Annotated in this window: 19 protein-coding genes; 12 read left to right on the top strand and 7 right to left on the bottom strand. The window is 48.6% G+C overall.

From position 1 onward, the window contains the following. The first annotated feature begins 10 nt into the window (after positions 1-10). The 4 genes from CVU71_09190 to CVU71_09175 all read left to right on the top strand — a co-directional run bounded on the left by CVU71_09190 (position 11) and on the right by CVU71_09175 (position 4,622). Positions 11-1,705, top strand: a complete 1,695-nt coding sequence (locus tag CVU71_09190) for a sensor histidine kinase (GenBank protein PKN18953.1) — start codon at positions 11-13, stop codon at positions 1,703-1,705. Between the two features lie 94 nt (positions 1,706-1,799). Continuing rightward, positions 1,800-2,165: a hypothetical protein gene (locus CVU71_09185; protein ID PKN18952.1), complete on the top strand. Its 366-nt coding sequence runs from the start codon at positions 1,800-1,802 to the stop codon at positions 2,163-2,165. A 25-nt stretch (positions 2,166-2,190) separates the two neighbouring features. Next, positions 2,191-2,559, top strand: coding sequence for a response regulator (locus CVU71_09180; protein ID PKN18951.1), 369 nt, complete (start codon positions 2,191-2,193; stop codon positions 2,557-2,559). 23 nt (positions 2,560-2,582) lie between these two features. After that, positions 2,583-4,622, top strand: a complete 2,040-nt coding sequence (locus CVU71_09175) for a hybrid sensor histidine kinase/response regulator (protein PKN18950.1) — start codon at positions 2,583-2,585, stop codon at positions 4,620-4,622. Positions 4,623-4,630: 8 nt separating this feature from the next. On the opposite strand, the gene CVU71_09170 is transcribed toward CVU71_09175, so the two are convergent. Beyond that, positions 4,631-5,764, bottom strand: a complete 1,134-nt coding sequence (locus tag CVU71_09170; GenBank protein ID PKN18949.1) for a hypothetical protein — start codon at positions 5,762-5,764, stop codon at positions 4,631-4,633. Between the two features lie 42 nt (positions 5,765-5,806). Next, positions 5,807-8,755: a hypothetical protein gene (locus CVU71_09165; GenBank protein PKN18948.1), complete on the bottom strand. Its 2,949-nt coding sequence runs from the start codon at positions 8,753-8,755 to the stop codon at positions 5,807-5,809. A 208-nt stretch (positions 8,756-8,963) separates the two neighbouring features. Between CVU71_09165 and CVU71_09160 the strand changes: the two genes are divergently transcribed. From CVU71_09160 to CVU71_09150, 3 genes are read left to right on the top strand one after another with little or no spacing between them, the layout of a single operon-like run. After that, entirely contained in the window at positions 8,964-9,224 is a 261-nt protein-coding gene (locus CVU71_09160) for a hypothetical protein (protein ID PKN18947.1), read from the top strand. Then, the gene (locus CVU71_09155; protein PKN18946.1) at positions 9,221-9,424 is read left to right on the top strand and encodes a hypothetical protein; all 204 of its coding nucleotides are present in this window, start codon (positions 9,221-9,223) and stop codon (positions 9,422-9,424) included. The genes CVU71_09160 and CVU71_09155 overlap by 4 nt, the downstream gene beginning before the upstream one ends. A gap of 49 nt (positions 9,425-9,473) precedes the next feature. Beyond that, positions 9,474-10,799, top strand: coding sequence for a hypothetical protein (locus CVU71_09150; protein ID PKN18945.1), 1,326 nt, complete (start codon positions 9,474-9,476; stop codon positions 10,797-10,799). 283 nt (positions 10,800-11,082) lie between these two features. Here the strand turns inward: CVU71_09150 and CVU71_09145 are convergent, their stop codons facing one another. Beyond that, positions 11,083-13,185, bottom strand: a complete 2,103-nt coding sequence (locus CVU71_09145; protein ID PKN18944.1) for a hypothetical protein — start codon at positions 13,183-13,185, stop codon at positions 11,083-11,085. Positions 13,186-13,882: 697 nt separating this feature from the next. Here CVU71_09145 and CVU71_09140 point away from each other — a divergent pair. The 3 genes from CVU71_09140 (at position 13,883) to CVU71_09130 (ending at position 17,840) form a co-directional block, all read left to right on the top strand. Further along, the gene (locus CVU71_09140) at positions 13,883-14,494 is read left to right on the top strand and encodes a hypothetical protein (protein PKN18943.1); all 612 of its coding nucleotides are present in this window, start codon (positions 13,883-13,885) and stop codon (positions 14,492-14,494) included. Between the two features lie 207 nt (positions 14,495-14,701). Next, on the top strand, positions 14,702-16,048 hold the full coding sequence (locus CVU71_09135; GenBank protein ID PKN18942.1) for a 4-hydroxybutyrate CoA-transferase: 1,347 nt from the start codon (positions 14,702-14,704) through the stop codon (positions 16,046-16,048). A 106-nt stretch (positions 16,049-16,154) separates the two neighbouring features. Further along, complete coding sequence (locus tag CVU71_09130) at positions 16,155-17,840, top strand: acyl-CoA dehydrogenase (protein PKN19158.1); 1,686 nt, start codon at positions 16,155-16,157, stop codon at positions 17,838-17,840. A gap of 291 nt (positions 17,841-18,131) precedes the next feature. Here the strand turns inward: CVU71_09130 and CVU71_09125 are convergent, their stop codons facing one another. After that, positions 18,132-18,899 carry an enoyl-CoA hydratase gene (locus CVU71_09125; GenBank protein ID PKN19157.1) on the bottom strand — a complete coding sequence of 256 codons (768 nt, stop codon included), beginning with the start codon at positions 18,897-18,899 and terminating at the stop codon, positions 18,132-18,134. 245 nt (positions 18,900-19,144) lie between these two features. Between CVU71_09125 and CVU71_09120 the strand changes: the two genes are divergently transcribed. Continuing rightward, entirely contained in the window at positions 19,145-19,468 is a 324-nt protein-coding gene (locus tag CVU71_09120) for a hypothetical protein (protein ID PKN18941.1), read from the top strand. 242 nt (positions 19,469-19,710) lie between these two features. Here CVU71_09120 and CVU71_09115 read toward each other — a convergent pair whose 3' ends face one another. The 3 genes from CVU71_09115 to CVU71_09105 form a co-directional block, all read right to left on the bottom strand. Further along, complete coding sequence (locus CVU71_09115; protein PKN18940.1) at positions 19,711-20,538, bottom strand: NAD(+) diphosphatase; 828 nt, start codon at positions 20,536-20,538, stop codon at positions 19,711-19,713. A 137-nt stretch (positions 20,539-20,675) separates the two neighbouring features. Continuing rightward, positions 20,676-21,113: a pyridoxamine 5'-phosphate oxidase family protein gene (locus CVU71_09110; protein ID PKN18939.1), complete on the bottom strand. Its 438-nt coding sequence runs from the start codon at positions 21,111-21,113 to the stop codon at positions 20,676-20,678. 88 nt (positions 21,114-21,201) lie between these two features. After that, positions 21,202-23,250: a hypothetical protein gene (locus CVU71_09105; GenBank protein PKN18938.1), complete on the bottom strand. Its 2,049-nt coding sequence runs from the start codon at positions 23,248-23,250 to the stop codon at positions 21,202-21,204. 328 nt (positions 23,251-23,578) lie between these two features. Between CVU71_09105 and CVU71_09100 the strand changes: the two genes are divergently transcribed. Next, a complete protein-coding gene (locus CVU71_09100; protein PKN18937.1) occupies positions 23,579-24,847 on the top strand; it encodes a B12-binding domain-containing radical SAM protein in 1,269 nt (422 codons plus the stop codon). Positions 24,848-24,919 lie beyond the last annotated feature (72 nt).

The following is a 24,919-nucleotide window of genomic DNA, read 5'->3' as shown; positions in this document are numbered from 1 at the left end:
TGGAGACCCTATGCCGGCATATCAGAAAAGCATTGACAGACAGCGCAGAGCGGCCCGCTTTGTGCTGTGGTTGCGACGGTTTTTCATCCTGTTGCTTATTTTATTTCTTGGCGTTCCCCTGGCCCAGGCCGAAAACCGTGTTGTGAAAGTCGGCGTCTATGAAAATGCGCCAAAGATTTTCACAGACGAATCCGGCAAGCCGGCCGGTATCTTTGTTGATGTTATCGAATATATTGCCAAAAAAGAAGGCTGGACGCTGGAATATGTATCCGGTACATGGGTTGCGGGATTGGATCGTCTGGCCGGAGGCGAGATTGACTTGATGCCGGATGTGGCCTATACGGCGGAACGGGAGGAGACATATTCCTTTCATAAAGTGCCGATTCTTTCCTCCTGGTATCTGGTATATGCTCCGAAGGGCAGCAATATCCATTCCATATTGGATTTGAACGAAAAGCGAATTCTTGTTCTGGATCGCTCGGTTCAGCAGCAGGCATTTGCCCGGCTGAGCAAGGGATTTGGCTTGAACGTCACCCTCGTTGCGGTGCCGGATTACAAAACCATGTTTGAGACGGTTGCCCGGGGTGGCGCTCATGCGGCGATCACCAACCGTTTTTACGGGATGAGACACGCCAAGCAATTCGGACTGGAGAATACGGCGGTCATTTTCGAACCCTCCGACCTCTTTTTCGCGGCGCCCAAAAACGCTTCCCGGCAGTTGCTGGATGCAGTTGACAAACATCTTTCCGTTCTGAAGAAAGACACGCAGTCGGCATATTATGCGTCCCTGAGACGATGGACATCCGAAGAGGTCCGTTTCAAAATTCCGGCATGGCTGCAAATCCTTGCCCTCATTGCCGGTGTTGTCCTGCTCATGAGTCTGGCGGGAAGTGTTGTTTTAAAGCATCAAGTCAACGTGCGAACGCTGGAATTGAAAAGAATCAATCAGGAAATGGAACAACGCATTATCGAGCGAACGGCCCAGCTGGCCGCCGCTATGGAAAAAGCGCAGGCAGCCGACCGGATCAAATCCGCATTTCTGGCGACAATGTCCCACGAGCTGCGCACGCCGCTTAATTCCATCATTGGTTTTACCGGTATCCTTATTCAACGCCTGGGAGGGCCGTTAAATGAGGAACAGGATAAACAGCTCCATATGGTTTATAACAGCGCCAAACATCTGCTGGATCTCATCAATGACGTTCTGGACATTTCCAAGATAGAAGCCCAGCAACTCAACGTTACCAGCGAAAGTTTCAACCTGAGCGATTGTGTGCAAAAAGTTGTGAAAAGTTCACAGCCCCTGGCCGACAAGAAAGGGATTGAGCTTTCCGCGACAATTGCGCCTGACATCGGCCTGATCAAAAGCGACCGGCGCCGCGTGGAGCAGATTCTGTTGAACTTAATCAGCAATGCCGTCAAGTTTACGGAGCGGGGATTTGTCCGGCTGAATTGCACCGTCCAAGAAAACAAAATCATCATCGCTGTTCAGGATTCGGGGATCGGCATCAAAACGGAAGATATGGACATTCTTTTCAATGCCTTTCGGCAGATCGAATCCGGCATCACCCGAAAATATGACGGCACGGGATTGGGGCTGGCTATCAGCAAGAAGCTGGCGAATCTGCTGGGCGGTGAAATCGAGGTGGAAAGCGTTTGGGGAAAAGGCAGCACCTTCCGTTTAATTTTGCGCGGCGAAGAATAAATATTTTCCATAATTTTAAAATATGCTAATAGATCAAACGATAATGAAGAAGTTTTCTGATTTGTAAGTTGTATTTCCCCCGCCCCAAGAGGTAATGGCCGGCATGATGAGACGCTCGCTTTTCATAAAGGACGTGACAACCCATCTATCTGAAAAAACATTCTTTCTGACCGGGCCGGCCTTGATATTCGTCCTTTTTATATGTTCGACGCCGCGAATCAATCATGCTGAGGCGTCTTATGCCCTTGCGCAGACAGTCGCTGATAACCTCAAAAACGAAAATGAACGGCAGAAGTTAAAAAAACATGTTCTGGGCATTCCTGCGCACATTCAGCAGATGGAATCCGGCATGACCCGAAAATATGACGGGGCCTGTTTATCAGCGGGAGACCGGCGAATCCGCCGGGCGGTGAAGTTGATGTGGAAAGCGTTTAGGGCAAGGGCGGCATCTTCAGACTGATATTGCCCGCTGAAGGAGAAACGGTATGAAAAGGAATATTCTGGTTATTGAAGATAATGAACAAAACCTTTATCTGGTGAGGTTCATTCTGGAAAAGAACGGCTATCAGGTTCATGCCGCCATGGACGGCGAGGCAGGGATTGACATGGCGAATCAGTTAAAGCCGGACTTGATCCTGCTGGATATTCAGCTTCCGGTCATGGACGGTTACGCCGTTGCCCAGAACCTGCGCGCCAATCCTCAGCTTTCGGGCACGCCCATTGTTGCCGTGACGTCTCATGCCATGGTCGGCGACCGCGAGAAAGCCATGCAGGTAGGGTGCAATGGTTATATAGAGAAACCGATTAATCCGGATACTTTTATGGCGGAAGTCGAACTTCATCTGATAAAGTAATAATCCAACTGGGTGCTTGAAAAATGAAGAACATACTGATTGTCGATGATATTGCTGAAAATCGTTACGTCCTGGAAAAAATGCTGGAAGCGCAGCAATTAAAAGTCACATCCGCCGAAAATGGTAAAGCGGCTCTGGATGCGGCCTATGCTGATCCGCCGGATCTGGTGATTAGTGATATTCTCATGCCCGTCATGGATGGATACGCCTTATGCAAAACCTGGAAAGCGGATGAGCGTTTAAAGCATATTCCCTTTATCTTTTATACGGCAACTTACACGGGTCCCAGGGATGAAGCGTTTGCGATAAAACTTGGCGCGGACCGTTTCATTATTAAACCGCAGGAACCAAAGGTTTTTGTTGAATTGCTGAAAGAGTTTATCACTGAAGAGTTTAACCACCCATCTGAAAACAAGCAGCCCCTGGGTTCGGAGATGGAATATTTCAGACAGTACAATGCAATTCTCTTCAATAAACTGGAGAAGAAAGTTGCCGAACTGGAACAGGTCAATCAGCGCCTGAATCAGGAAATCGATGAGCGCAAGCGGGCTGAAGAGAAATTGCTCAGTCTCACGCAGGCCGTTGAAGAGGGCCCGGCGGCCATTATTTTAACCGATCTCAACGGGGTCATAGAATACGTCAATCCAAAGTTTTTGCAGGTGAGCGGATATTCCGATCAGGAATTGATGGGTAAAAATGTGAGCTTCCTGAAGACGCCCGAAACGCACTTTGATGTTTATAACGATATGTGGGCGGCGATCAAGTCCGATAACGTCTGGCGGGGTGAATTATGCAACAAGAGGAAAGACGGCGAAATGTTCTGGGTGCACCTGACGATGTCGCCGCTTAAAAACGCCGACGGGGTTATCACCAAGTTTATGGCGATCATGGAGGATACAACGGAACGGAGGCAGCTTGAGGCGCAGTTGAGACAATCTCAAAAGCTGGAGGGCATCGGCCAGCTGGCGGGAGGCGTAGCGCATGATTTTAATAACATCCTGACCGCTATTATCGGTTACGCGTATTTGGCCTATCTGAACATGCAAAAGGATGATCCACTCAAAGAACACATCAAGCATATTCTGGATTATTCCGAAAAGGCCGCAACCATTACTAAAAGTCTGCTGGCCTTCAGCCGTCAGCAGACAACGCACCCGGCTCATTTTAACTTAAACGATCTGGTCTCTAATTTTCAGAAATTACTAAGACATTTATTGCGGGAAAATATTGAAATACAGACAAAGTGCGCAGACGGGATTTTATCTGTTCTGGTTGACCAGGTGCAGATCGAACAGGTTATCATGAATCTGGCCACCAACGCGCGGGATGCCATGCCTCAGGGAGGCAGCTTCATCATTACAACCAGTCAGGTTGAACTCCATGACGAATTCATTAAAACCCATGGCTACGGGAAAGCCGGTTCCTATGCGGAAATAACGGTGGCGGATACGGGAATCGGGATGGATCAGGAAACTCAGGAAAAAATATTCGATCCTTTTTTCACAACCAAAGAACAGGGCAAAGGCACCGGTCTGGGTATGGCTATTGTTTACGGTATCGTCAAGAAGCATAACGGTTTTATTACCGTGGACAGTGAGTTGGGGAAAGGCACCCGATACAAAATCCTTTTGCCGATCGTTCGCGCTGCTGAACCGACTGAAAAGAAAAAGACTGAAGGAATGGCGGTTCCCAGGGGAACGGAAACCATTCTGATTGCCGAAGATGATGCGGGTATCCGGGATCTGGTTACAACCATATTAACGGATCACGGCTATGAGGTCATCGGTTCCGCGGATGGCGAAGAAGCCATAGACCGCTTCAGTGAAAATAAAGAAAAGGTGGCGCTGGTCATGCTGGACGGCATCATGCCTAAGAAAAACGGCAAAGAGGCTTATATCGAAATTAAAGCTCTCAATCCGGAGGTGAAGGTGATCTTCATGAGCGGATATTCGGAAAACATGATCGACCTTGAAGCAACAAAATTCAAGGATGTTCATTTTCTGCAAAAACCTGTTCTGCCTTCAAATATTCTGAAAAAAGTTCGTGAAGTGCTGGATAATTAAAATAGGTGTCAGCGCTGAATGTTCTTAACCTGCGGGCGATAGAGGAAAAGATTTTTGCGCAGAAAGCTTTCCTGACTGCCCATGTCCTCGGAAGAATTGCATACATAGGTGACGACAAGGTTCCTGCTGTTTGTGAACTGGCGATGTTCCTTGCCGGCGTAGCAAAAAGTCTGAGGATGATACAGGGGGCTTGCGGGGTCCACTTCAGCGATGGTTTTGATCAGAGCCGCAGGACGGTTCCAGGGGCCTTCGGGACTTGGGGCGGTTTGATATAAGAGCTGATGTCCCTTGTTTTCCGGTGACAGATAAACAGCCAGCCATTGTCCGTCTTCGGCGTGATAACGGACGCTCAGTTCGGAAACACCGGGGAAAATAATTTTTACTTCTGTTGATTTCAATTCCTTCTGCCATCCCCGCCCAGTCCAATATTCCAGATAGTTTTCCGGTTTGTCTAAATGATCAATGGCAATCCGCGCCAGAATGTTGCCGGAGATGAGGGTGTTGCCTTCTTTATGCCTGTAGAGGGGATAGACATAGAGGTAATTTTCATGAAAGACGGATGTTGTCGCCAGCGCTTCAACGCCCGCGGCGATTGCGCGAGTCCAATCCAGATAATCCACCGGCCACAGATGGGGATCAACTGCCTGGAAATCTTTTATCCGGGCGATCCTGAGCCCGGCAATTTTGAAATTGAAGGGCGGCTGGGCGTCCGGCAGTCCCTGAATAACAAGCAGGGGAATATACAGGACGCCTTGCGCGATAAACGGGTCCTGCGGCCAGAGCCATTCGTTTTCGCCGAAGGATGAAACAAATTTGCCGTTTTTCTTTTTCAGATGATACCGAATCTTAAAGGCGGCATTTTCGGAACAAGTGGAAACAGCCAGCGTTGTTCCCAGCACGACATCCATGCCGATGCGGTCTTTCCGGGTTTTGTCTTCTGACACAAACGTATCGCCGAACAGCCAGAGGGTGCGCTGATTGTCCAGCGCGATGGAATAGGCGCTGTCCGCCCCATACCAGCCGTCCTGATAGGGGAAATCAGGAAGGCATGGCCCGGGATGTTTGAGCGGCGCGAGCGCTGAGCAGGAGACTAAAACAAAGCTCAGGCACAGCAGAATGCATGTTGATCGAATTATTTTCATGATCACCACATTTCTGATTGTGAAGGGCTGCAAGCAGACAGGTTACTTTAATTTAAAAGCCGCCCGGCTGTTCTTTACCTTTTCTTTTTTCTCCGGGGCAAGAGACGGGGCTTTCACTAAAAATATCCGTGCCGGTTCGACCTTGCCGGTTTTCAGCAACTGCTCGCGGACGGACTGGGCGCGTCCGGTCGAAAGCGCAGCCAGATCGCCGTCCGTAATGGTTATGTTATCCTGAATCAGCTTTTCCATTTCCGGCGGCGGCAGGGTTTTGGCGATGCCCAGCGCCGTGCGCGGTTTCTTAATATCAGCCGCTTGATAGGCCAGGGTCAGATATTTTACATATTCGGTTTCTTCAATCGAAATATTCTTAAGCGGCACAGGGGCCTGCCCCTTGTTGATCATTTCCTTGAGCTTTTGCGTTTTCATCATACGGTTGAACTCCGCTTTTTTCAGAGCTTCCTTATCCTGCACGGGATCAACATAAGCTTCAATCTCCAGCTTTATATTGGGCCGGTCATAAAGCGCCTTGGTCAGGGCATCGATTTTTTTAAGCCCCGCATCCGTAAGCACGGCGCTGCCGTAGTCAAATTCGACAAAGCTCATTTCTTCTCCGCCGCCGATCAGAGACGACAAAAGCGAGAAGGGGGCCGTGACGGCCTTGGTAATCAGGTTTACCAGAACCTGCCAGATAATCGGCCAGATTTTAAATTTCGGGTCGTCGAGGCTTCCGGACAACGGGATGTCCAGATTGATCTGACCCCTGCGGTCGGTTAACAGGGAGACCGCCAGGGTCACCGGCGCTTTGACGGCGTCGGGGCTTTCCACTTTATCGCCGAAAGTCAGCTGGTCGAAGAAAACTTTGTTTTCAGCGGTTAGTTTTCGCTGGTCGATCAGGTAGGATACATCAAAATTGAGCTTGCCTTTGAGGATGGGATAGCCCAAAAACTTGATGGTATAAGGCGTGGCCTGATTCATCTCAAGGTCTTTAAAACTGATTTTAATATCGGCGAACAGGTCTTTTTTCAGCGGGTTGATGGCGCCTGCGATTTCGAGGGGCGATCCATAGCCGATATTTCCCTTCAAATCCACTCTGGCGCGGGAAATTTCCTGAGAGGACAGCCCTGTGATATTGCCTTTGAGATTGAGCATGGTTACCGCATAGTTCGGTTTGATGTTGCGGTCGGCAAAATTAACGGTGCCATCCTGAAAACTGATTTTACCGATTTTAATATCCGGCGGCTTCTCGCCCGTTTTCGCGCTCTGAACCGGTTGGGCAGGCGGTTTCTCCTGAGGCATTTTTGACGTGTCTGCTTCTGTTTTCGGCGCCCCGGTGATATCCTGGATATTGGTGCTGCCTCCCTGGTTGATGACGATTTTGGCGAAGAAATTTTTAAGTGTGATTTCCCTGATGTTCACAAAGAGTGGATTGTAGCCCGCCGCGAGCGATTGAAAATTCAGTTGCTGCCATTTCAGAAAATCATGCGATTGAGCCTTGTCAATGGTTGCCAGATTGTCCACGGAAAGATTACCCTGGTATTTGACGCTTGGTTTGCTTTTTGCGTCCGCAGTCAGAGAGAAAATTCCCGCCGTGGAGAGGGAACCGCGCGTGACATCAATTTGAATGGACTCGGTAAAATAAGGCTGGAACGGACGGATGTTCAGGTTCTTCACCGCCAGGGCCAGATGGGCGGAAAGCGGATCGATGCCGACCGGTCCTTTCGCGGTGATGACGCTTGTTTTATCAATCATCAGAGCCAGATCAACATCGGCGATGTCTCCCTTCTTCAGAGAAATTTTGGATACGGAGAGGCGCAGGGGATTGATCTGAATTTTCAGAGGCTTTGCCGGTTTTGCGTCGATAAAGGTGATATCGGCTTTATCGATCAGAAAAGAGTCGATAAGCAAGCTCAGCTCCTTCTTCTTTGCGGCTCGATCATCGGGCTTGACTTGATCGGTACTCGACTTGGCTGTCTCCTCTTTTTTGTTCGACCCGACAAGATTTTGCAGGTTGATATTACCCTCTTTGTCCCGCCGGATGACCAGCTGAGGGGTGTCGAGCGTAATTTGCGCCAGATGAACTCTGGGAACAAATGGTTCGACTGCGGAAAACATCACGGTTAGAGCGGGAAGCCGCAGGATTTTATTCCCCTGCAAGTCGTCCAGCGTCACTTTTCTCAAGACGGCAAGACCTGTCAGCTTCAACTCCGGCGATTTATCCTTGTGCATGATGTAGCGCAGTTGAAGCTTCGTGTCCAGATGCGCCTCAGTGAGCTTGAAGTTCATTTTTACCGGCACATACTGTAAATAAAAGGGGACATCAATATCCTTCAGGTCAATATCAATGAGGCTTTCCCGCGAGGTCAGAAAGGGCTGGGTTTTCCCGGCGATGGCAACGGTATGGCCATTCACGACGGCTGAAAATTTGGGTTCAACAAAATTTTTCATGTAGTAATCGATATTGGAAACAAAAGGAACCGATACATTGAGTTCCCGGATGGTGTGATCGGTTTTATTGGGCATGTCGTGAAAATCAATGTTTCCACCGGCGATCTGAATATTATTGACTGAAAAAAGAAAAGGTTGGGAAGGTTCTTCTTTTTTGGTTTCTTCCTTCGGAATCAGGTCGGAGAAATTATAGGTCCCGTCCGTCTTTCGTGTGACGCCGATGAAAGGTTTATCAAGACGTGCTTCTTCCAGGATTAAGGCCCGCCTGAAGATTGATGTCAGGACATCGACATTCACATGCAATTCATTAAAGGCGACAAACGGCGTTTTATTCCCGGGATCGGCCAGCTTAAATCCCCTGATCGTTGCGGAAAGGTCAAACGGGTTGATCTTAATCTGATCAATTGTTGTTTCCCGGTGCAAAGTTTCGGAAATTTTCTTAGTCAGAACAGGTTTGAGTACGGCAGGGAGAACAAAGAATCCGGCAATGCCGGTAAAGACCGCCAAAGCGATCATGACGATAAGTATTTTTTTGAATAAATTCATGTCGGTCAACTCCTTTTAAAAGCTTTTCGTGGCGGTCCACTGTTGGATATGACGTTTATTCCGGACATTTTCCATTATTCAGGCTGTTTTATTGGGAACCGGTCTCCTTTTTCAAATTGCCTTGGGCGACAAATTCTCTGATGAGGCTGTTTAGTTGTTCAATGGATCCCGTAAGACTTTTTTGCGGCATTTTCTCCGGTTCAGGTTTTTGCGGCCATTTCATCTTTTTCCACTGAAAAAGCTCTATTTCAATGAAATGAAAAATTCATTTCATGCCAGATGGCGCATCGAAAATGTTGCCCGGCCGTTAAAAATCTCACTAATAGCCGTTATCCGCTGTTCAAGTCAGTTTGTTGAAGAAGTTTTTAATGAAATAAAATTTCCATTTCACCATGAAACGCTATTTTATTTCATCAGGTCTTCGCGTATTGACAGACATTTGTTTGTCGAATACAAAAAATACGCATGAAATATTTGTTAACCGAAAGGCAAATTGACGCCTTCTCCAATGAAATTGATGATCAATTATCCGTCAGCCGCCTTTGCCCAAAAGCGGGGAATCTTATGAATTTAATAGTTCATTTTACGCCGGGAATCAATCAAAAAAGTACACGGATGCAGGCAGGATGTCGCCGGGGCGCTGGAGGCACGAGGCTGCTGCTGGTCTGAGGATTATGCAGTTGCCGGATCATAACTAAATTTTGAGAGGTTAAGGATCATGATGATTGAGGGAATTGGAGAACAGAAGGTGAAAGCGCAGAGAAGATCATTTGCCGGTGATGTGATGGTTAAGGAAAGCGACGTTTGCCCCGCCTGTCAGAAAGAGGCCATGGAACATCATCCGGCGGAAACTGATTACCCGCCCGGAAACAGCCGGAAAAAAGATGACGATATTCAATACCTGCTTGATCATTCACCGGAAGCCTTCTGGCGGACGGACAAAGATTTGAAAATCATTTTTACTAACGCCGCCTGCAGAAAAATATCCGGCGGATTTGAAAATGAAGATTTTATCGGCAAATCTCTCCTGGAGTTTCTTACCCCGGAAGGCATTGAGCAGATGTGGCGGGTCAATGATTTACGCCTGAAAAATGAAGCCCGGGGAATTAAGACGGATATTGTTTTTTATGAGCTGCAAATGAGGCGCAAAAATGGAACGTATTTCTGGGCCGGCATCAGTTCCACCCCTTGCCGCAATCAGGAGGGTGACGTAATTGGTTACCGCGGTATAATCCGGGACATCGGCGCTTATAAAGAATGTGAGGTGGAGCGCAGGAAGCTTGAAGATTTATTGATCGAGGCGGAAAAGATGGCCGTTGTGGGAAAGATGGCAGGCGATGTCGCCCACGAACTGAATAATGCCATGGCCGGTATTCTCGGTTATTCCGAACTTTTGCTGGCGGAACACAACCTCGACGGTGTTCTTCACAAACATGTCGGGAATATCATGGATTCGGGAGTGAGGGCCGCAGCACTTGTCCAGGATCTTCTGATTATGTCCGGGAGAGACGGCGCCAGCCGCAAACCCGTCAATTTGAATAAGCTGGTGCCCGCCTGTCTCAAAAAAAACGAATTTCAAAAATGGTCGGAACGGTATCCGGATATGGCGCTCCATGTGGATTTGGAGCCTTCCTTGCACTATATAAACGGGTCTTTGCCGCAGCTGGACAGATCGATAATGAACCTGCTTGCCATGGCTTGTGAGCAGGCCGGTCCGATAGGCGCAGTTTCGATTGCCACCAGAACGGTTTATCTTGGCCGTCCGATCAATGGCTGCGATAACCTGCGTGAAGGCGAATATGTCGTTTTATCCATCACCCATAACGGCGAGGGCATTTCCGACGAAGACGTCAGTCAGATTTTTGAACCTTTCTACATCAGTCGAGTGATGAAAAAAGGTGTTACAGGTCTGGAGTTGTCCGTTGCCCGGGAAGTGATCAAGGACCACAACGGATTTATCGATATGACGAGCAGAATCGGCTGCGGCGCAACATTCACCATTTATCTGCCCGTTTCGCGCCGGGACGTGCAGGGGAATCATTGAGATGGACCGGCCTTTGATCAATTGACGTGATTGACGGGGCACGGCGTAAATTGATGGCCATGATGATTGCGCGGCTCTGCGACATAAGAAAAGCGGGGGTGCGGGAAGTATTCAGATAGTTCTTCCTTCCTTCTATCTTGCGGGAACACCCCGCTTTATACTTCCTCGCCCCTGTTTTGATTTTGCTGATGAGACTCCAACAGAACAGGCGCAGCGCCATTGTACTGGTAAATCGAAATAATCCGCAGCCGAAGGTTATCGGGGGTATCCGGCAAAGCGGGATTCATTCCTTTGATGCTTTCGAGAAAAAAACACGCGCGTCCACAATGCTTATCCCTTGCCCTTCCGGATGAACAATAACCGGATTGAGATCAATTTCAGCAATATCCGGGCAGGCGTCAAGCAGCGCGGATACCCGGCAAACCACGTCTATCAGAGCCTGACGGTCCGCGGGGGCTTTGCCTCTGGCGCCTGTAAGCAGGGGGTAAGCTTTCAGCTCCCGGAGCATCGCCGCCGCTTCATTTTGGGTTACCGGCGCCAGACGGATAGACGTATCTTTAAAAATTTCAATAAAGATTCCCCCCAGACCGACCATGATAATGGGCCCGAAAGCAGGATCGCGCCGTCCCCCGACAAAACATTCAATGCCGGCGGGCGCCATTTCCTGAATCAGATACCCGTCGATGACCGGCGGCTGCTTCAGCTTCTGCATTTTGTCTTTCATCCCGGCAAGGGTTTCCGACAGTTGTTTTTTATTGCGGATGTTTATCGCAACACCGCCCACGTCGGATTTATGCGAGGCGTCGCGCGAGATGAGTTTGACGGCCAGAGGATAATGGAGGGGGATCTTCCCGGGGGCGATTTCATCTTTCAGGAGCATGTCGCGGACGGGCTGCAACCCTGCCGCAGCCGCAATCTTCAGGGCTTCATCCGTCAGGGCGATGCGCTGCTGGCCCAGGCAGCGCTCACGGATACTCTTCACGGTTTCCAGATCCAGCGCGTAATCGGCAAGATTGCCGCGGTTGTCGCGGGCGGTTTTTTGTTCATAATACGTCCGGGACACAAAGAGCGCCGTGGCCCCTTCCAGCGGGGACGTGAAAACGGGGAAGGGCTGACTCTGTTGCACTTTAAGAATTTCTTCACGGTCGGAAATCATGGTCAGGCAAACCGGTTTTTGGTATTTGTTGACCAGTTTTTCCACGCCGGCCAGAAATGTCCGCGACATTGCGCCCTCAAAATCAGAAGAATACAGATGGTTGAACAGGACGCCGTCGTAAGTTTCAAGCTGGAGGGCTTCTTCCAGAATATCAATGAAGATGGTGTAGTCGAAGATTTCGCCCAGGTCCAGCGGGTTCTGATGCGCGATGACGCGCGTGTTATAAATTGTTTTGAGCTTTTCAATAAAAGCGGGCGGAAAGGGGACCATCTCAAAACCGTATTTCGCGCAGGCGTCGGCGGACAGCACCGCGTGGCCGCCGGAGCGGGACAATACCGCCACGCGGCTGCCTTTCATCAGCGGCATACGGACGACCCTGATCGCGTTGATGAGTTCCAGTTCATCATCCACGCGGATCGCCGCGGCTTGCGCAAGCGCGCCGTCCACCACGGAGTCGTCGGTGGAAAGCGCCGTGGTGTGCGACTGCGCGATCTTGGCGCTCACCTCGGAGCGGTTTGATTTTTGAATGATGATCGGTTTATCGCAGGCGCGGGCCAGATCAAAAAACGCCCGTCCTCTTTTGAAACCTTCCAGATACAAAGCGATGACGTCCATCTTGGGATCTTTGATAAAATAATCCAGAAAGTCGACTTCATCGATCTGAAGTTTGTTGCCGGTGGCCGCAAACTTGCCGGGCTTGATGCCGTAGCCTCCCACCCCGCGCATATAGGAACCGCCTACGCCGCCGCTTTGCGCAATGAGGGCCAGCCTGCCGCCCACGGGAAGATCCTTGAAGAAGGCAAACGGCATCATCATTTTCCAGTCAAAATTAACGGTTCCCACACAGTTCGGCCCGATGACCTTCATATTGTATTGATCGGCAACCGCCAGGACATCATCTTCCAGGGTATGGTCGCCGTGTGAATATTCGCTGAATCCGCCGGATTCGATGACGATATGCGTGATGCCTTTTTCACCGCATTCCCTCATCAGACCGGGCACCACTTTAGCGGGGGTAAGAAAGATGGCCACGTCCGGCGTTTCGGGCAGATCGGCAACCTTGGTGTAAATATGGACGCCGCCCACGTCGCCTTCCTGAGAACCGACGCCGTAAAGATTTCCCTCATAGCCGACTTGTTTGTTGTTGAGTAAAACGATTTGTCCCAGATTCATCTTGGTGGCGGATGCGCCGAAGACAACGATACTGCGGGGGGTGAAGAATTTTTCCATGATCAGGTTACTCCTTTCGCCCGGCAACACTGATTTGATATTGCGTTTGATGAGCCTGCATGAGCGTAAGTTTAACCGCCTTTTCTCTTACCGTCAGTGCGCAACGCCAGAAAGAACCGCAGGAAAACGAACTTTAATTCCGGTTACCGGACGCCGGTTTTTATAAGACAACCGGGCAGGTGTGTCAAGGTGTAATCAGGGGATGAAATATTCATAAAGATTTTAAGCATTTTAGTGGTGATGCGACGGTAAAGTCATGGCTCTCTTTTGTTTAAAAATGGCCGGAACGGTTATTATAATAATTTTGCAGACCTGATGCCGGAGACAGGATTTTAACGGTCGGGTTCAGTCTGCATTCTGTTTGCTCGAAAAGAGGGTAGTGAGCAGTATAAAGAAGATATATTTTACCATGAGCATGATTGAATTTCCTGCAAAGACTTCAGCTGCAACTATTCACATCGCTCTATCCTCAGGACATTAATCATTACCAAACGAAATGTGTAATATTGATTTTGCCGGCTGTGAGGTTTTCTGGATTGTATGGTATGCAGAATAAGGATGAGTAGGGTATGGGTAAGAGTCCAAAATGCACCGGAGGCTTAACTGATTTGAAAATAAGCTGAACTCTATACTAACATGTGATACAGATATCGGCGACAAGTGACAATTGAGAATTGTGGTGAAAGGAAATTCAATTATGAACGACTCACAATCTGAAATCAGAGAGAAGATTATTGCTTCCGCTCTTAAAGCTATTGCCGAGTATGGTGTGTCCAACACCACGCTACAGATTATCGCCGATGGCGCCGGCATCAGCAAAGGTTCTCTATATTACTATTTTAAAACCAAGGATTCTATTCTTTACAGTGTTGTTGATGAAGATTTTCGCATATCCAGAAGGATTATGCAAAAGTACAGGGCGGGAGAACTAAGCAAACAACAGTTGCGGGAAGCGATCATTGCAGGATTCAAGGAGCGTCTGGAGAAAAAGAATAAAAATCGCCTTCATTTATATCTAGCCTATGAGGCAATGCTGGGCAACCAGGAGTTGATGGCCAGCTATAAAGCAAAGTATGACGACTGGGTCAATGACATCTCCGAAGGGTTTTCTATTGCCTTTGATGTCGAGAATTCCGCATGGACCAGGCTCCTCGCCTTCTTTTTCATATCTACAATGGATGGATGGTGCATACAGGACCTCTTGGAAGTCAATGCGGTACCAAAGAAAGATGCCGTAAAAATCATGGAAGCCATTTTTAGCAACAGTGAAAAGAGAGAGACCATGAAATTACTGTTGAATGGCAAATAATGACCGTCTAGCTGTCTCGCGTCTCATCTCCTAGGAAATTTAATATAAAAATCAATATATTATGGCACATGTAAAACAATTCCCTTGACAAGCAAAATGAAAAAGTGTTTGAAAGCGGTATAAGTCGGCCAGCTGGCCGACTTATATTTTGCCTCATAATTAAGCCGGCTGGCCGACCGACTTAAAATACAAGATAGGAGAAGTAGTATGAGCATCACGAACTGGAAAGAAAATTACTCAAAAAAATGCGTCACAGCACAGCAAGCAGCAGCGGTTATCCAATCAGGGGATAAGATTATTCTGCTCCCCGTCAACAGCATGCCCATTGACATCCTGAACGCACTTGCCGCGCGCAAGGAAGAGCTTCACAAGGTGAAGATCGCAAGTAACCTTATGACCTATCCCTTTGCCTTTGTGCAGGGTGATTACGCCGGTCACATTACTTACTACAGTGGATACTTTGGGCCTTTGGAGAGAATGTTCCACGCCCAGGGGAATATCGTTCCCTTCCCAATGCACCTCTCGAAGAGTTCCATCGCTCTGGATCGCGCCGGCTATTCCGATGTCGCCTTGCTCGAAGTCACGCCACCGGACAGCCGGGGGTACATGAACCTGGGACCATGTGGTGCCGTATACGGACGATATGCAATCGACAAGTGCAAGAAGGTTATCGTTCAGGTCAACACCAAGACGCCGTGGATCCACGGCATCGATAACTTGGTCCATGTGGATGAGGTGGATTACATCGTAGAAGCCGATCACGATCTTGTCCCCGTGCCTGAGATCACGATTACGGACGTGGAAAAAAAGATTGGTGAGAACATTGCCGAGCATATCCCGGATGGTGCTACCATTCAGTTGGGTATCGGCGGCATTCCAAATGCCGTGGCTTATTTCCTTCACAACAAGAAGGACCTGGGCGTTCATGCGGAGATCCTCAGCGACTCCGTGGCAGAGCTTGCCGAACTGGGCGTGATCACCGGAAGGAAAAAGACCCTGTATCCGGGCAAAATTGTCGTGGGTGGTCTCATCATCGGCACGAAGCGGCTCCTTGATTTTGTAGACAACAACCCAACCATCATGACCATGCCTATTGCCATAGCGAATCATCTTGATGTCATTAAACAGAACGACAACCTGTGCTCTATCAATGCAGGGCTCACCGTGGACCTCACCGGTCAGGTGGCCTCGGAGACAATAGGCCACACCCCCTATAGTGCCACCGGTGGCCAGCTCGACTTCGTGAGAGGTGCTGCCGCGTCGAAGGGTGGAAAATCATTCATTGCCTTGAAATCCACATCAGTGAAAAAAGATGGTACACTCACCTCCAGAATCGTACTCAATATGACGCCGGGCACAGTGGTTACGACGCCCCGATCCGACGTGATGTATATCGTCACGGAGTACGGCGTGGCCGACCTCTACATGCGATCGGTTCCCGAACGGGTCAAAGCGATGATTTCCATTGCCCACCCCGACTTCCGTGAAGAGCTCGAAAGGCAGGCCTACGAGGCAAAACTGTTGATCCCTGCCTGCAACCCAGAGAACCTCTAATTTAAAACAGGATGACGTTCATCATAACGTCTCCTGAAAGACACCCAAGAACGAAAGGAGTGTAAACTTGAATCATCTATTGCAACCCAAAAAGTATAAGAGTTTGATGTCCGACGAAGGGTCGAAGGCCATCATGGAAAAAACGGTCGATTTTTTTGAAAACCGGATGGGGAAGACCAAGTTAACAGAAGACTACTGGAGCCGCATCTGGTACAGGGAGTTCATCGATTTCATAAAAAAAGAAAAAATCTTCTACAAGCTGCTCACCCCGAAACAATACGCCGATGATTCCGACTGCCGTTGGGACACGGCCCGCAACAGCGAATTTAGTGAACTGCTTGCATTCTATGGCTTTGGTTACTGGTACTGCTTCCAGGTGACGATCCTGGGGCTGGGCCCTATCTGGATGAGTGGCAATGAAAAAGCCAAAAAGAAGGCCGCCGCCTTCCTCAAGGAAGGGGCTATCTTTGCATTCGGACTCTCCGAGCGGACCCACGGCGCCGACATCTACTCCACGGAGACAAGCCTCTTACCTGATAACAAGGGCAACTGGCTGGCCCGGGGCGAGAAATACTACATCGGCAACGGCAATGAGGCGGAAATGGTCTCCACTCTGGGCAAGGTACGGGACGGCTCCGACGACTATTGCTTCTTTGTCACCAACTTCCACAACAAGGCCTTTGAACTAAAGCGCAACGTCATCTCCCATCAACAATACGTCGCCCAGTTCGCCCTGAACGACTACCCTGTTCTGGAAGAGGACATCCTCAGCAGGGGTCCGTCGGCCTGGGATTCGGCCTTGAATACGGTCAACGTCGGCAAATTTAACATCGGCCCTGCCTCCATCGGCGCCTGCGAGCATGCCTTCTACGAGGCCCTCAACCATGCCGCTAATCGCATTCTTTATGGCCTGCGCGTCACGGACATGCCCCACGTGAAGGGAAACTTCATGGAGGCGTGGTTGCGCCTCATCGGCATGAAGCTTTATCAGCGCCGTGCCACCGACTACTTTCGGGCAGCCACGGCCGATGACCGCCGCTATCTCCTCTTCAACCCCACAAGCAAGATGAAGGTCACCACCCAGTCCGAAGAGGTTATTGCCATGCTGTGGGATGTTATCGCTGCCAAGGGCTTTGAGCGCGACACCTATTTCTCCACGGCCGCCTGCGACATCACGGGACCGTCCAAGCTCGAAGGGACAGTCCATGTCAATGTCCAGTTGATCCGCAAGTTCATCAAGAGCTACTTCTTCAATCCCAAAGACTACACCCCCGTCGGACCGGTTTTCGAACAGACCGACGACCTGTTCCTCTTCAATCAGGGTACAGCTAGTGGCTTGGGCAAGGTCCAGTTCCAGGACTACCGGCCTGTCTTCAATGAATTCAAGGATCTTCCGAATGTTGCTGTGTTCATAAAGCAAATCGGCCTCTTCCGGGAGATGCTGGAAAAATCCTTCCCGGACAAGGTCCAGGAAATGGATCCATCCTTCTCCCTGACCGTGGGTGAGATGTTCTCTATCGTTGTCTATGGCCAGCTCATTTTAGAGCAGGCGAAAATCGACAATTTGGATAAGGATGTCATCAACCAGATCTTCGACTTCATGGTGAGGGACTTCTCCGCCTTTGGCCTCCAGATCTACGGGAAGTTCACGACGAATGAAACTCAACGTGGATATTGCAAAGAGATCATGCTGATCATGTCCGTCCCCGATCCCGCACAATATGAAAAGATCTGGCAGACTTACGTCTTTGCTCTGAACGGCGAATATGAGATGACGGATCGGAAAGTATAGTGCCTGGTAGTAAATAAGATTCAGAACTTTCTCATTGAAAGGCAGGGTCAGTTGGCTCTGCCTTTTTTATTAGCGTTTCAATGATAACCATTCTGATCATGCATTCATTTCCATAATTCAGTTTTAACGACTACCGAAAGCAAGAAATAAAGAATATTAAAAGGCTTAAGCACAGCTATACTTGTGGTTCCCCAACGGGAGATGGGGCAAGAAGAGACTTGCCCCATCCATGATCCGATGCAGCCCGCCTGATTGTTTTCTTTGCCGGTGCAGGCGGGAGAATAATTAAAACTATTTCTTCTTCAGGTTGCGGAAATTGGGTTTTCGCTTTTCCATGAAGGCCATCATCGCCTCGATGCTGGCCGGGCCGCCGGCCAGTCTGTCCATGGCCCCCTTTTCAACGTTCAGCGCAGCTTCAATACCCGCCTTATGCGCCACCTTGAGGCATTTTTTTGTTTCCATAAGCGATACTAAAGGCAGTTGCGCAATCTCCGAGGCTTTCGCCATCGCGTTTTGCAAAAGCTCATCATCCTTGAACTTGCGGGAGGCGATTCCGGTTTCCAGAGCCTTGTCGGCGTCAATCCATTCCGTGGTGAACAGGAGCTCGGCTGCGCGCTTTGGCCCTATGAGCATCTGCAGCATATAACTGCTGGCGAATTCCGGCGCCATGCCCAGGCTGTTGAAGGGAAGTCGCATGCGCAGACTCTCGCCGACGTAAAGCACGTCGGTATGGAACAGAATGGTTGCGCCTCCTCCGACGGCAACCCCTTTGGCTGCGCCGATCAGCGGTTTATCAAAGTCGACGACGGCACGCTCTGTAATTCTATAACTGTGCGCCGCGCCGGAAACGCCGTAATCCTTCAAATCCTGGCCTGCCGAGAAATCATTGCCCGCACCCGTGACGACAACCACCGTAACATCATCATTTGTGCGGGCGGCATCCAGTTCTGCGGCAAAAGCCGTCCACAATTCCATATTGAACGAGTTCTTGGAGCTGGGGCGGTTTAATGTCAATAACAGGACACCGTCTTTTAATTCCTTTAAAACCGTATCACTCATCTTGCACACCTCTTTTGTTTTATTTTTTTCAGAAGCTTTTACTTCTTCATCCGGCATGATTTGACTATTCCGGGAAATCCCTGTCTGGACGCGGCCAGGATTATAGGAAGATCGATTTCCTGTGTCAATGTATTTGTGGGATCCTTGCCGTTTCTCTGATGGAAATACGTCATTGACACTATTGACGGCGTGTTTTATGTTTTACTGGAAGATATGCCCGCATCACAAAGGAAAGGCCGAAGCCCATGATTACACTTACACCGGAAGCCGTTGGCGCGATGCAAACGTTTCTTGCCGGAAAGGAAAGTCCAAAATCCATCCGCATTCATCTCAGGTCCACAGGATGCTGCGACGCGTCTCTCGGTTTGACGGTGGATAACGCTCGGGCGGATGACCTGACTTTTAAGGTTCAGGGCATTGTCTTTGTCGTCAGTCCGGAACTGGATCAGCTGACGGGGAATATTGCGATCGATTATGTGGAAGAAAAGCAGCGGACGGGTTTTGTCCTGACGTCGGCAAGGCCGGTCAGTGAATGGGATGGCTTTGGGGTTTGCACCCTGAAAGACTAACGATACCAATCCGCATGTAAGTTACCACCTGGCCGGTGGCAATTGCCGGCAAGGAAGAATTTATTTGTTATGCGCTCCCCTGCGGGATGCGCTTCCGGTCTTTGGCTGACTTTGTTGGCTGCGTTGCATGCCCCCAGACGTGGGGGGCGGCTGCCTCGACGTATAACTTAAAGGTCACCGTCAATAATACGCATCCGGAGTCTCCTCCTTACCGAAGCTGATCCTTTGAATGCAACCTGGTATCACCTTAATTTTTGTTCAACAAAATGATCGATTAACATCCGGGCAACGCTGAATTTTTTCGGTATGGGCGGGAATTCCTCCGGGCTGTACCAGTCTGCCTTCGATATTTCATGGTGATCAATGGATAATTCGCCGCCCGCGTATTCAGCGGTAAAAGCGATCATCAGAGAATCGGGGAAAGGCCAGGGCTGGCTTTTAAAATACTTGATGTTTTTTATTTCAATGCCGACTTCCTCTCTGATCTCGCGTTTGATGCATTCTTCCAGCGACTCGCCGGGTTCGACAAAACCGGCCAGCACGCTGTACATTTCAATCTGGAACCGTGTGCCCCTGGCCAGCAGCAGCTTCCCGTCTTTTTCGATGGAGACGATAACCGCCGGTGAAATCCTGGGATAACTGGTAAATCCGCAGGAAGGACAGAGAAAACATCTTTCATCCGCTTTCAGGACGGTTTGGTTTCCACAGCGGCCGCAAAACCGGTTGTTATCCGCCCATAAGAGCAGGTGCCTTGCCCTGCCGTAAATATGAAACATTGCATCATCAAATTTATCGTAGCCCCAGCGAACTGAAACCCATTCGGTGTCGGGTATTTCAATGCCGTTTTCCTTCTGATCAAAAATTGCATAACAATGGATGTCATTCAGAAGGCCTGTGTGCAGTGCTTTATTAATATCCAGTTGCGGTATATCCTGAGCCCTGATTAGCAAAGGCTTTGTGGTATTTCCATCAGTCCTGGTCAGCACTTTTTCATTTCTGAAGATAAACCAGTAGGCATTCTCCCCCGGGGGAATATTTTTCTGGAAATGATAATTGAAATTGAAGTTCATGGATCAGTCCTGAATGATTTTCCTCTTCTTAGGAAAATCTGCCGGAAAAAGCAAAGAGTTTAACAAAACGTGGCTGCAAATTAACGGGACGGCCCGGAGTCCTGACATTGTCCGGGAAGCGACCGGATTTCCCGCCATTATGATACATCTTCATAATACGCATCGGTTATTCCGTCCAGCAGTTGAACGGTCCGGATTTTCACGATGATGATTTCCGTATCGGGATCATTAAAAATTTTTTTCAGTCCGGCGTGTTTCTCGAATAATCTCCTCCGTGCCGCCGCGATTTTCTTTTCATCAAGGTTTCTTTGAAGCGTGCCCGATATCGTCAGGGCTTTCGTTTGCGCCACAGGGTCCACCCCGGCGTCCTGCCTTGAATCCACCAGAAGGCTGACGGAAGGATTCGCGGTTAAATTCCGGTATTTTTTTGTTTCCTTATGAGTTGCCATGTAAATTTCCCGGCAGTCATCATCCGTCGCATACGACATTAATGAACAATGCGGATCACCTTCCGATACGGTGGCCAGAACACAGATGTTATTTGCCTGAATCAGTGCTTGAATATCTTTGCGCATGGCATGTCTCCTTCATGACAAGATAAATTTGATTGGATTTTAGCACAAGATCAATCAAAATATTAAGAAAGTTTCCTGCTCCTGCCGATTATCTTTTAGAAACAGGCCTTACAATTTGTTCGTGTTTTTCCTTTTTCTCATTGTAAAAGTTAATGATAACTTCAGCATTATCGTTAAGGTTGGCGAGTGATAAATTTAATATGCCGTTTTTCGATACAAACCATTGTGTCTCTCCTTGTTTCCCGATAATTTTATCGGGGGTTGAGACGATCTTTTCGATTTGCGCACCCATGATTTCCAGAAATATTTTTTCGGCGGGGTTTTCATTATCTTTATTGATAATCAGTTGAAGCGTTCCTTTTCCCGAATTATCGGCGGTTATTATGGAGGCAGGAACAGTGACTTTGTATCCGAGTCTTTTTGGGGGCGCAGGTTTAATAAGGTATATGACATCCAGAGGCTTTGACGGCGTTTGCAATTTAAGAATGTAATTGCCGGCGTCACCAAGTCCCCATATCTTTAAAGAGGGAAAAGCCAGCTTTGCAACCGTTCCATGAGACAATATTTCAATATTCTGGGGTGCTAAAAGATAAGGACTGGTGTTATTTTTTTGTATATGGAGTGTCGGATCCAATTCACTAACGTTGAGATTCTTGCCACGAAGGAGAATGGTGGACGTATTGACTCCATCATCCTGCAAGACAGCAACTTGATCATACAGCTCCTGCGCCTTCTTTTCCGGCAAACTGAAACGGGTAACATCCCACTGGGTTCCGGCATAAACTTTAGATACGAAATCCGTCCAGAGTTGATCCGGATAGGGTGTTAAGCACCTGGCAAGTTTATTAAATTCCCTCCAGTCGTTTGCTTCAATGTCATCACTCATTTCTTGAAGCAATTTATATAAATTTTTATTCCAGCCATGATCCTGTAAACACTTTTGCAGGTCTTCTTTATTGCTGCAATTATTATGGGCTATTTGTACATTCATCATGAGTTCCTTGATATCAGCTTTGGCGGCGAAGTCATCGAGATGACACTCCTTAATTTGTTTTGACTCGACGTACGCATCAATAAGTTCATCAAATAAAAGATTTAATCCCGACCTTCCGGGCAGTTCTTTGCCGTCTTTGACATTGACCATAGTGGCTTTGGAACTAATTTCCACATACTTCGCATTCTTATGTGCCAGCAATAGAAATGTAATGTTGTGTGTTCTCGGGATCATGGCGTAGCCACTGTCAATTTGTTTTAAGGCTCCAATTCTTGCGCGCATGGTATTATCTGAAACACGGCCTACCGTTAAAATGCTGTTAAAATCCTTGCCGAGAATATTCTGGATGTTTTCATATTTCTTCTGAAACTCGGCGCCAAGACCTACCCCTTGATATGCTAATGCCAGATAAGCCGCTATCTGGCGTAGTTTATCTGAACTTTTCATGTGAAGAATATTTTCCAAATTGTCGGTGACCAATAACGGAAGCACCAGTGGAGTATTATTAATATTTCGCGCATTTTTTTGTAATTTTGTTTCAGAAGTAAAAAATGAAAGATTTATGTAAGAATCATATGGCAAGTTTCTCAAATGCGGCATGATACTGATCTGCAAACGAACTATATAAGGGATGAAATCCGATTCACAGGTCGAATCCTCAAGATATCTGTTCAGCAACTTGACTTCCTGGTAAAGTGCAGTGGCGGATAAATAACGCAGCATTGGATCGACGGCCAACTGGTTTTCGGTCAGTGTTTTAGGAATAGATGCTTCAATTATTTTTCCATTATCCTTGCTGTTTTCTGTTGACGTGTTTTTTGATTCGGTGCCTGATTTTTCTCCGGTTGGCAGAGCAATTCTCAGCCCTCCGCTCATTGAATCGATCGTTTTGTCCTCCCATGTGCCTGTAGTCGGCATAACAAGTTCAAGAGCTTTTTGAGAATCTATATTAAATTTCGGCATTAAGTCGTCACGATATTTGTCCCATTCGGCAACTGATAAAACGGCTATGTGAAAAGAACCGGCCTCACTTTGATTCTTCGGGATCACTTCTTTATTGACTGAACATCCGATTAACGGGAGCAGGGTGAGTGTAAGAATTAAGGAAAGGGATCTTATTTTATGATTTGCCTTTTTAATCATTTTATAACTCCTTATCTCCTGATTTTTTTTACATTGATAATTTCCCCTGACTATTAAAGTTGTTTTTTTGATCATACAATTTTATAGTTTGATATATATATGAAGTCCGGGGTCAGGTCTTGAAATATCAGTTTTCAGCTCCCCGGGTGGCAGTTCAGAATTATTTAATGGTGCGTGATGTGTTTCGAATAATACAACTTCTTGAAAACAATGCAAGAACAAATATGAAATGATTCCCGGTTCAGCATTAAATATTCCCTGAATTTTCACAAATAGTTACGGGTAACAATTGTGGTATAATCGGGGGCAAATCGGAGGTCATTGCCGCATGCGGGTCCTTTTAATCGCCGCGAATACGGAAAAAATCAATATCGTTCCCCTGCCGCTGGGATTGCATTACGTGGCTGCGGCAACCGAAGACAGTGGCCATAAGGTATTGATGCTGGATTTAATGACCCACGATGATTTCCGGCTGACGATTACCGAAACGATTAAATCTTTCCGCCCCGGCGTGATCGGCATCTCCATCAGAAATATCGATGATCAGGTCATGCATGGCGCCAGATTTCTGCTGGACGATGTTAAAAGCGTTATTCAGTGTTGCCGAAGCGAATCGACCGTCCCCATCGTTCTGGGCGGTGCGGGCTATAGCATTTTCCCCCAGGCCGTCCTGGCCTATCTGGATGCGGATATGGGCATCCAGGGAGAAGGGGAAATGGTTTTTCCCAAATTGCTGGAACGGCTGGAGCGGCGCGCTGATCCGGCGGGGTTGCCCGGCCTGTTTTTGAAAAGCCGGGGATTGCAGGGCGAGCGGTCCTTTATCCGGGGTCTTGGTGGATTGCCTGTTTCCGGCGTCCATCGCTTTTTGTCCGCCTATGACCGGAATTTATGGATGCCTTTTCAGACAAGGCGTGGATGCCCCATGAATTGCAGCTATTGTTCAACGGCCACGATCGAAGGGCGCACCATCAGAAAACGATCTCCCGCGGCGGCCGCAGAAGAGCTGAAAAACTGTGTGGCGGCGGGATTCCGCCAGTTCTATTTCGTCGATAATACCTTCAATCTGCCTCAGTCCTACGCCAGGGAGATTTGCCGCCTGATCATTGATCAGGGCATTCCTATCGATTGGCGGTGCATCTTTTATCCGGGCCGTGTTGATGAAGACCTGATCAAGCTGATGGCGGAAGCGGGCTGCCGGGAAGTCAGCCTGGGGTTTGAAAGCGGTTGCGAGCGGATACTCGCGAACATGAATAAGCGCTACACCCCGGCGGAAGTTCGAGAAACATCCCTGATGCTGGCCAGACACGGCATCCGGCAGATGGGGTTTTTGATGCTGGGCGGTCCCGGCGAAACCAGGGACTCGGTTCTCGAGAGCCTTGCTTTTGCCGATTCGCTTCCCCTGGATACCATGAAAGTATCGCAGGGGATCCGCATTTATCCTTATACAACGCTCGCGAAAATAGCCGTCGATGAGGGACGGATCAGGCCCGATGATCGGCTTCTCGCGCCGACTTTCTATATGGTGCGCGAAATTGAGGAATGGCTTGGGGAAATCGTGAAAGTCCGGATGGCCGAGCGGCCCAACTGGATGGGGTAATTGCCAGACAGCATGCTGACCCGCTAAGTTCTATTTACTTTTCTACCGGCTTTCCTTTTGCCCCGTCAGGCA

The organism is Deltaproteobacteria bacterium HGW-Deltaproteobacteria-6 (genome assembly GCA_002840435.1).
Classification (GTDB): Bacteria; Desulfobacterota; Syntrophia; order Syntrophales; family Smithellaceae; genus UBA8904.
This window is presented reverse-complemented; position numbering and strand designations above follow the sequence as displayed.